Origin of the sequence: Asanoa siamensis, from assembly GCF_016862555.1 — a bacterium.
GTDB classification, from domain to species: Bacteria; Actinomycetota; Actinomycetes; order Mycobacteriales; family Micromonosporaceae; genus Asanoa; species Asanoa siamensis.
In genome coordinates this window covers 1-6291 of the sequence record NZ_BONE01000160.1, presented here as the reverse complement: position 1 = coordinate 6291, position 6291 = coordinate 1, and the positions used below count along the sequence as shown (strand labels likewise).

Sequence of the window (6291 nt, the reverse complement as noted above, 5' to 3'; positions counted from 1 at the left end):
GGCGGGCGTCGTGCTGCGCGTCCGCAACCGCCACTACCGCACGCTCGTCGAGGAAGAGGAGCACGACCGCGACGTCTACCAGCGGGACGACTCCGACTAGGGGACCGGGTCGATGGACCGGGCCGCGACCGCCTCGTCGATCAGGCGGATGGCGTCCGGCATCGGCATGGCCGGGAGCTCCCGGCCGCCGCGCACCCGCAGTGCCACCGCGCCCGCGGCCGCCTCGCGATCGCCGATCACGGCGACGTAGGGAACCTTCGCCGCGGCCGCGTCGCGTACCCGGGCGCCGAGCGAACCACCCTCGGCCACGACGTCGGCGCGCAGGCCGGCTTCCACGGCCGACGCGGCGAAGGCCGCCGCCGCCCCGGCCGACGCGGCCGAAACCGGCAGGACCCGCAGCTGCAGCGGCGCGTACCACGCCGGGAACGCGCCCCCGTGCTCCTCGATCAGATAGCCGAACAGCCGCTCCATGCTGCCGACCAGGCTCCGGTGCACCATGACCGGCCGGGCCCGGGCGCCGCCCGCATCCACATAGGACAGATCAAACCGGGCCGGCTTGTCGAAGTCCAGCTGTACGGTCGACAGGCTCCACTCCCGCCCCCGTACGTCCCGCACCTGGATGTCGATCTTCGGTCCGTAGAACGCCGCCTCGCCTGGCGCCTCCACATAGGACCGCGAGCCCAGCGCCGCCCGCAGCAACGACTCCGCCTGTGCCCACGACTCCTCCGAACCCACGTACTTCTCGCCCGGCCCCCGCAGCGACAGCCGCACCGAGCTGACCCGCACCCCCAAGGCGGCGTGCGCCACGTCCACCAGCCGCAGCACCGACGCCACCTCCGCGCCCACGTCGGCCAACGAGCAGAAGATGTGCGCGTCGTTGAGGTGGATGGCCCGCACCCGGCTCAACCCACCCAGCACCCCGGATCGCTCCGACCGGTACATCCCGCCGATCTCCGCGATCCGCAACGGCAGCTCCCGGTACGAGCGACCGCGCGCGAGATACACCAGGCAGTGGTGCGGGCACAGCGCCGGCCGCAGCATCAGCTCGTCGTCGGAGGAGAGCTTCATCGGCGGGAACATGTCGTCCGCGAAATAGCCGAGATGCCCGGACAGCTCGAACAGCTCGGCCCGCCCGAGCGGCGGTGAGTAGACGTGCTGGTAGCCGTTTCGCACCTCGAGCGAGCGCAGGAACTCCTCGACGGCGTGCCGCGCGGCCGCGCCCGCGGGCAGCCAGATCGGCAGGCCCGCGCCGGAGAGCGGATCGGAATGGAAGATGTCGAGCTCGCGACCGAGCTTGCGATGGTCGAGCATGGAAGGCTCCTGTCGGACGGCCCGCGGCGACACCGACACACCAACAGCACACAGCCCCGGCGGCGGAGTCGCCCCGGGGCTGGATCGATGACGGTAGGGTCAGCGCAGCACGCCGGGACATCCCGGCGTCGTCGTGCGTGCTGGCCCCATCATGTCGCCAGGCTAGCGAGCCGGCCGCCCGGGACGCACGCGAATTTCACCCCGAAGGAACCGCATTGCGTACGAAGCCGGAGCTGACCACCGCCATTCGCGACGGTCGCCGGGCCGTCCTGCTGGTCAACGCCCACTCCCGGCGTGGCCGGCGGCTCTATCCCGAGGTCCTGCGGCGCGTCGAGGCGGCCGGGTTCGCGCTGCTCGGCACGTTCCCCGTCGAGGACCCGAACGACCTGCGCAACAGCCTCGCGGCGGCCACCGACCTGGGCCCGGACCTGCTGGTCGTCGGCGGCGGCGACGGCACGATCGGCGCGGCCGCCCGGCACCTCGCGCACCGCGACGTCGCGCTCGGGCTGCTGCCCCTCGGCACGACCAACAACTTCGCCCGTACGCTCTCCATCCCGCTCGACCTCGACGCCGCGGTCGGCCTGCTGACCGGCGGCAAGGTGATCGACGTCGACCTGGGGCTGGCCGGCGACATGCCGTTCGCCAACCACGTCGGCATCGGACTGTCCGCCGAGATCTTCGCCACCGCGCCGCCCCGGCTGAAGAAGGTGATCGGCCGGCTGGCCTACCCGGCGACCGCGCTGGCGTTGCTCACGCGGCACCGGCCGATGCGGGTGACCGTGCGCACCAATGGGCGGTCGCACGAGTACCTCACCCACCAGCTCTACGTCGCCAACGGCGGCTTCCACGCCGGCCGCCCGATCACCGCCGACGCGGACGCCGACGACCGGCTGCTGGTCGCGTACCCGGTGGGTGATCAACACCGCGTGCGGCTGCTCCGCGAGACGGCGCGCAACGCGGCGACCGGCCATCGCCGCTCCCACGGCGAGGAGCCGTTCCTCGCCACCGACGAGATCCTCGTGGAGACCGACCGCCCGATGCCGATCGAGGTCGACGGCGAGCCGCGGGGCTACACCCCGGTGCGGATCGGCCTCGCGGCGAACGCGCTGCGCGTGATGGCTGCCACCGACACCGTCGATCGTTAGACCACATACGGGGGCCGTCGGCACGGGACCTGCCGACGGCCCAGCGGGTGGCGGCCCGGCACACCAGGAACGGGGGACCCGACGTGCCGGACCGCACATTTCCACGGTACGCCGCCGGCACCCCGACGTCTGTAGGGTCGAATGCCGGACAGCGGTGGTCAGCCGCAGGGAAGTGTCCCCCATCTGGGCTTTTCGGAAACTATTCTTGGCCCGGCGGGGATGGAGGTAGGGGCGGATGGCCGACGTGCTGGGCACGGTGACGTCGCCGGTTTCCGCCTATCTCCTGTTGCTCGGCCTGCTGGTGCTCGACGCGTTCGTGCCGGTCATCCCCACCCAGGCCATCATGATCACGGGCGGTGCCCTGACCGCCTACGGCCACCTCAACGTGACGACCACGATCGTCGTGGGCGCCGCCGGCGTGATCGTCGGCGACTGGGCCTGCTACCTGCTCGGCCGGTCCACCCACCACCGCACGGGGCTGATCGCCCGGTTGCGCCGCCGGTGCGGCATCCAGACCGACGACGTGACCAAGTCCGCCACGGCCCGCACGGGCCGGGCCCGGCGGGCCGCCCGCAAGCTCACCCGGGGACTGCGCGAGCCCGGCCCGGTGGTCATCCTGATCTGCCGGTTCGTCCCCGGTGGCCGGATGGCGGCGTGCTTCTCCGCCGGCCGCGCCCGCTACCCCTACAAGCAGTTCTTCCTCTACCAGTCGCTGGCCGCGGTGGCCTGGGCCACCTACGGCACGCTGGTCGGCCACCTCGGCGGTGCGGCGCTCACCTCGTCGGGCTGGCGCCTGATCGTGGTGGCGGTCATCGCCGCGGTGCTCTTCGCCGGCGCCGGCTGGGGCCTGGCGCTCTGGAAGCCCGCCGCCCTGCGCGGCGCCGGCCAGACCCAGCCGGCGCCGTTGGAGGTCACTCCGGTGCGTGCAGCATCAGCTGACGCGCCGCCTCAGTGATCGACCCCGTCAGCGACGGATAGATCGTGATGGTGTGCGCGAGCTGGTCGACGGTCATGTTGTTCTCGATGGCCATCGTGATCGGCAGGATCAGCTCCGACGCCTTCGGCGCCACCACCACGCCGCCCACCACCTGACCGCTGGCCGGCCGGCAGAACAGCTTGACGAAGCCGTCGCCCAGGTCGGCCATCTTGGCGCGGGCGTTGCCGGCGAACGTCAGCATCACCTCGCGGGCCGGCACCCGGCCCGCGTCGACGTCGTCCTGGCTGACGCCGACGGTGGCGAGCTCGGGGTCGGTGAACGCGTTGCTGGCCACGGTGCGCAGCCGCAGCGGCTGGACGGCCTCGCCGAGCGCGTGCCAGATCGCGATCCGGCCCTGCATCGCGGCGACGCTGGCCAGCGGCAGCACGCCGGTGCAGTCGCCGGCCGCGTAGATGCCGGGGACGTTGGTGCGGGAGACCCGGTCGACGGTGACGTAGCCGCCCTTGCCCACGGCCACGCCATAATCCTCGAGCCCGAGGCCCTCGGTGTTGGGCACAGAGCCCACCGCGATCAGCGCGTGCGAGCCGGTGACGGTGCCACCGCCGCTGAGCTCGACCTCGACCCCGTCGGCGGTGCGGCGGACCGCGTTGCCCCGGGTCTTGTTGAGTATGGTCATGCCCCGCGAGCGGAAGACCCGCTCGATCGCCTGCGCGGCGTCCGCGTCCTCGTGCGGCATCACCCGGTCGCGGCTGGAGACGAGGGTCACCCGTACGCCCATCGCGAGGTAGGCACTGGCGAACTCGGCGCCGGTCACGCCGGAGCCGATCACGATCAGGTGCTCGGGCAGCTCAGGCAGGTCGTAGAGCTGGCGCCAGTCGAGGATGCGCTCCCCGTCGGGGACGGCGGTCGGCAGCACCCGCGGGGTGGCGCCGGTGGCGATCAACACGGTGCTGGCATCGACCGCGTACGGGGCGTCACCGCCGGCCGGTGTGATCTCCACCCGGTGGGTGTGACCCAACGTGTCAACACCGAGGCGCGCGGTGCCGGCGACGAAGTTGACACCCGACTTCACGAGCTTGTTGTGGATGTCGGTGGACTGGGCCTGTGCGAGATTCTTCACCCGCGCGTTCACAGCCTGGGCATCGACGGTCACCGCCTCGATGCCACCGGAGTGCACGCCGAAGCGTTCGGTCTCCCGGTAGCCCGTCACCACGTCTGAGCTGGCAATAAAGGTCTTTGAGGGTACGCAGTCGGAGAGCACGCAGGCGCCGCCGGCACCCTCCGCCTCGACCACCGTCACGTCGGCGTCGAGCTGCGCGGCGACCAGTGCTGCTTCGTAACCAGCCGGGCCGCCACCCACGATAACGATTCGTGTCACGTGTCGTATTCTCCACCACCGGCCAACCGGGCTATCGTCATCGCCGTGCGTCATTACGCCGCGTACGGCTCAAACCTCGATCCCGCCCGAATGCGTGCTTACTGTCCGCATTCGCCGATGGTGGGCACCGGCTGGCTCGAAGGCTGGCGTCTCACCTTCGCGGGCGAAGACGTCATCGGCTGGGAGGGCGCGGTCACCACGATCGTCGAGTCACCCGGCGACCGGGTCTTCGTCGCGCTCTACGACGTGCACCCCTGGGACGCCGCCCAGCTCGACGAGGTCGAGGGGGTGACCGGGGAGACCTACCGCAAGCTGACCCTGCGGGCCGTCTCGCTGGAGGGCGACAAGACCGTCTGGGTGTACGTCTTCAACGGCTACGAGGGCGGCCTGCCCACCGCGTGGTATCTCTCCGAGATCGCCAACGCGGCCGAGAAGGCCGGCGCCCCGGACGACTACGTGACCGAGCTACGCGGCCGCCCCACGAAGACCTCGTCGCCCGAGGTCTAGGCCGCGGTGATCTTCTGCTGGAAGATGTCGCACTCGTAGATCGCCTCCATGCCGGCCGCGCGGTAGACGTCGGCCGCCTTGGTCGGGCTGGTCAGGTCGACGCCCAGGCCCGCCTGGGTGCGGCCCTTGGCCGCGTAGACGCCGAACGCGTGCCGCAGCAGCGCGCCGCCCACACCCCGGCGGCGGAACTCGCGCAGGACCGCCAGGTTCTTGATCCAGCCTTCGTTGTGCTCGAGGACCTGGTTGGAGGACATCAACACGCCGGCCGGCACGCCGTCGACCTCGGCGACGAACCACTCGTCCCAGGCGACCGCGGACAGGCCGTCGACGTAGGCGCGCCAGGCCGCGTAGTCGCGCGGCTGGTAGTCGTGCGCGTCGCGGAAGCCCGTGTCGTAGATCCGGTGGAACAGCCGCAGGTCGGCCTCGTCGTCGGGCCGCACCAGCCGGATCGTGACGCCCGGCGGCAGCGGCTGCGGTGCGAAGTCGGCCAGTGACACCCGCATCCGGGCGTAGCGCTTCTCGAACGCGAAGCCGGCCGCCTCGATCGCCGCGATGTAGTCGCCCTCGCCCGGCAGCGCGCCGGCCTTGGCGGTCACCGTGGCGAAGCCGCGCTCGCCGGCCCGCTCGGCGACCCGGCGCACCAGCAGGTCGAGCAGCGGCCGCCGGCTCGGCTGCCCGCCCTCGGGGTGCACGTAGACCTCGACGAACTCGCTGTCGCCGCCGTTCTCGTTGTCGATGTAGGCGAACCCGCCCAGCCCGCCGTCGGGCCGCACGGCCAGCCAGCAGTCGCGGGCCGGGTCGACGTGCGGCGAGGTGAGGGCCGCCTTGACGTCGTCCTCGCCGGTCTCCGCCTCGCCGGCCGCGGCGATGTCGCTCGCCCGCATCAGGTCGAGGATCGCCGGCAGGTCGTCGAGGGTGGGCCGGCGCGTGGTCCAGCCGTCGGGGAAGGTCACGCCGAGTTTTGTCTCACACCACGGGGCGTCGATGCGAGCGAATTTAGGTTCTGTTTCGTA

Annotated in this window: 6 protein-coding genes; 3 read left to right on the top strand and 3 right to left on the bottom strand. The window is 71.8% G+C overall.

Annotated features, from left to right (window positions below; translation table 11 throughout):
- Positions 1-96: 96 nt before the first annotated feature.
- Positions 97-1344, bottom strand: a complete 1248-nt coding sequence (gene thrS, locus Asi02nite_RS40620) for a threonine--tRNA ligase (RefSeq protein WP_308440206.1) — start codon at positions 1342-1344, stop codon at positions 97-99.
- 182 nt (positions 1345-1526) lie between these two features.
- Between thrS and Asi02nite_RS40615 the strand changes: the two genes are divergently transcribed.
- Positions 1527-2456, top strand: coding sequence for a diacylglycerol/lipid kinase family protein (locus Asi02nite_RS40615; protein ID WP_203719376.1), 930 nt, complete (start codon positions 1527-1529; stop codon positions 2454-2456).
- 235 nt (positions 2457-2691) lie between these two features.
- Entirely contained in the window at positions 2692-3411 is a 720-nt protein-coding gene (locus tag Asi02nite_RS40610) for a DedA family protein (protein WP_203719375.1), read from the top strand.
- Here the strand turns inward: Asi02nite_RS40610 and Asi02nite_RS40605 are convergent.
- Positions 3368-4771 carry an NAD(P)H-quinone dehydrogenase gene (locus Asi02nite_RS40605; RefSeq protein ID WP_203719374.1) on the bottom strand — a complete coding sequence of 468 codons (1404 nt, stop codon included), beginning with the start codon at positions 4769-4771 and terminating at the stop codon, positions 3368-3370. The genes Asi02nite_RS40610 and Asi02nite_RS40605 overlap by 44 nt on opposite strands.
- A gap of 45 nt (positions 4772-4816) precedes the next feature.
- Between Asi02nite_RS40605 and Asi02nite_RS40600 the strand changes: the two genes are divergently transcribed.
- The gene (locus tag Asi02nite_RS40600) at positions 4817-5278 is read left to right on the top strand and encodes a gamma-glutamylcyclotransferase family protein (protein ID WP_203719373.1); all 462 of its coding nucleotides are present in this window, start codon (positions 4817-4819) and stop codon (positions 5276-5278) included.
- Here Asi02nite_RS40600 and Asi02nite_RS40595 read toward each other — a convergent pair.
- A complete protein-coding gene (locus tag Asi02nite_RS40595) occupies positions 5275-6231 on the bottom strand; it encodes a GNAT family N-acetyltransferase (RefSeq protein ID WP_239127710.1) in 957 nt (318 codons plus the stop codon). The genes Asi02nite_RS40600 and Asi02nite_RS40595 overlap by 4 nt on opposite strands.
- Between the last annotated feature and the right edge of the window lie 60 nt (positions 6232-6291).